The 1,954-nt window shown below is 61.7% G+C and carries 3 protein-coding genes; all 3 read left to right on the top strand.

All coding sequences use genetic code 11. The annotated features are described in order from the left end of the window. Window positions 1-122 precede the first annotated feature (122 nt). Entirely contained in the window at window positions 123-392 is a 270-nt protein-coding gene (locus EOC94_RS33200; RefSeq protein ID WP_127295850.1) for a hypothetical protein, read from the top strand. Continuing rightward, window positions 389-1,165 (top strand): ABC transporter permease, encoded by a 777-nt coding sequence (locus EOC94_RS33195; protein ID WP_127295849.1) that lies wholly within the window; start codon window positions 389-391, stop codon window positions 1,163-1,165. Before EOC94_RS33200 ends, EOC94_RS33195 begins: the two co-directional genes overlap by 4 nt. Then, a partial coding sequence (locus EOC94_RS33190; RefSeq protein ID WP_148128455.1) for an ABC transporter ATP-binding protein occupies window positions 1,162-1,954 on the top strand: 793 nt, incomplete at its 3' end. The genes EOC94_RS33195 and EOC94_RS33190, both read left to right, overlap by 4 nt.

Genomic DNA, 1,954 nt, shown 5'->3' with positions numbered 1-1,954 from the left:
CCCGTGTTGCCTTCCCTTCGCCGTCGATCGCCTTGAGAGCCTTGAGGGCATTTTCCGGCGAGGCGTAATGCCGGACCAGCGGCTCGCCACTGACCCAGATCTCAGCAACGCGCTTGGGATCATTGATCGGCTCGCCGGAAAATGCCCTCAAGGCTCTCAAGGCGATCGACGGCGAAGGCAAGGCAACACGGGTCTTCTATGCGCAGGACCGCGACAGCGGCATCAAGCTTCTGGGCGATCAGGCGTGGTTCGTGCGTACCGAAGGTGGCGAGGTCAGCGCGTTCCTCCTGAAGGAAAATGCCGAGAGTTGGGCCAAGGCGCATGGCGGAAGCGTGCTGGACTTCGCCAGCGTAAAGGCCTCCACCCTGGCAAGCAGTCAAGGCGACCGATGACCGGCGGACGCTGGCTGCGCCGGGCCGGTTCCCTCGCCATCTGCCTTTCCGTTTGGCAGATAGCGTCCACCCTGAAAGTGGACTTCGGCATCCTCACTTTCGCAAACGTGCCGTCGCCGGGAGACGTCGTCACGGCGGCATTCGAGTTCATTCGTTCGCCCCGCCTCTTTGCCCATGTGTCCAGCAGCCTTGGGCGGGTATTTGCAGGCTATGCAATCGCGGCTGTCGTGGGCGTCTCGTTTGGCCTCGTGATCGGCCGACTGCGCTTCGTCGGGGACCTCCTCCAGACCCCTCTCGAGCTGCTGCGCCCGATCCCGGCTGTGGCATGGATCCCGCTCGCGGTGCTGATGTTTCCGTCCTCGGAGCTTTCAATGATCTTCATCACTTTCACAGGAGCCCTCTTCCCGATCCTCATCAACACTGTCCACGGCGTAGAGAGCGTCGATCCGCGGCTGATCGCATCCGCGCGCAGCCTGGGCAGCACCCGCTCTGCCATGCTCCTGGAGGTGATCATCCCTGGCGCCGCTCCAAACATCGTCACTGGGCTGGTGATCGGCATGGGCACATCCTGGTTCTGTCTGGTCACCGCGGAAATGATCTCCGGCCAGTTCGGCATCGGCTACTACACTTGGGAATCCTACACGCTGCAGAACTATCCCGAGATTATCGTCGGCATGATCGTCATCGGACTGCTCGGCATGGCGAGCAGTGCTCTGCTGAAGGCCGCGGGAGCGGCACTCCTCCCGTGGAACAGCAAGGAAGGCAGATTATGAATATCCAGCAGCGCTACCTCCGCGCAACGACAGGCCGCGTCGAGGCTGAGCACGTCTCTATTAGGCTTGGCGGCGGCAGCACTGCCTTTGACGCGGTCAGCGATGTGAGCTTCGACATCTCGCCAGGCGAATTCGTGTGTATCTTGGGACCGTCCGGCTGCGGAAAGTCGACCCTGCTCGGGGCCTTGGCGGGACATATCACGCCGCTCTCTGGCAGACTCTCCCTGGACGGCCTGCCTGTGATAGGCCCTCATCCGGAGCGAGGCATCGTCTTCCAGCATCACACCCTTTTTCCATGGAAGAGCGCACGTGGCAACGTCGCTTTCGGACCCAAGATGCGTGGCATCGGGCGCGCCGAACGGGAGCGCGAAGCGGACAGGATGCTCGATCTTGTCGGTCTCAACGGATTTGCCGACCGCTATCCCGGCCAGCTTTCCGGCGGCATGCAGCAGCGCGTGGAGATCGCCCGCGTCCTCATTAATCAGCCCAGGCTCCTGTTGATGGACGAGCCGTTCGGTGCGCTGGACGCGCTTACACGGCTCAGGATGCAGGAACTGCTGCTCGAGGTTTGGGAGCAGTTCAGAACGACGATCGTCTTCGTCACGCATGACATCGACGAAGCCTTGCTGCTTGCGGATCGAATCATCGTCATGCAGGCACAGCCAGGACGAATTCACGAAGAAATCACAGTGCCCTTCGAAAGACCGAGGGCGACGGAAATCATTGCATCCGGCGAGTTCATGCGGCTGAAGCAGCGCTGCCTGCAGCTGCTTCATAACGACAGGCGGG

This window comes from Mesorhizobium sp. M6A.T.Ce.TU.016.01.1.1, from assembly GCF_003997065.1.
Taxonomy (GTDB): domain Bacteria; phylum Pseudomonadota; class Alphaproteobacteria; order Rhizobiales; family Rhizobiaceae; genus Mesorhizobium; species Mesorhizobium mediterraneum.
This window is presented reverse-complemented; position numbering and strand designations above follow the sequence as displayed.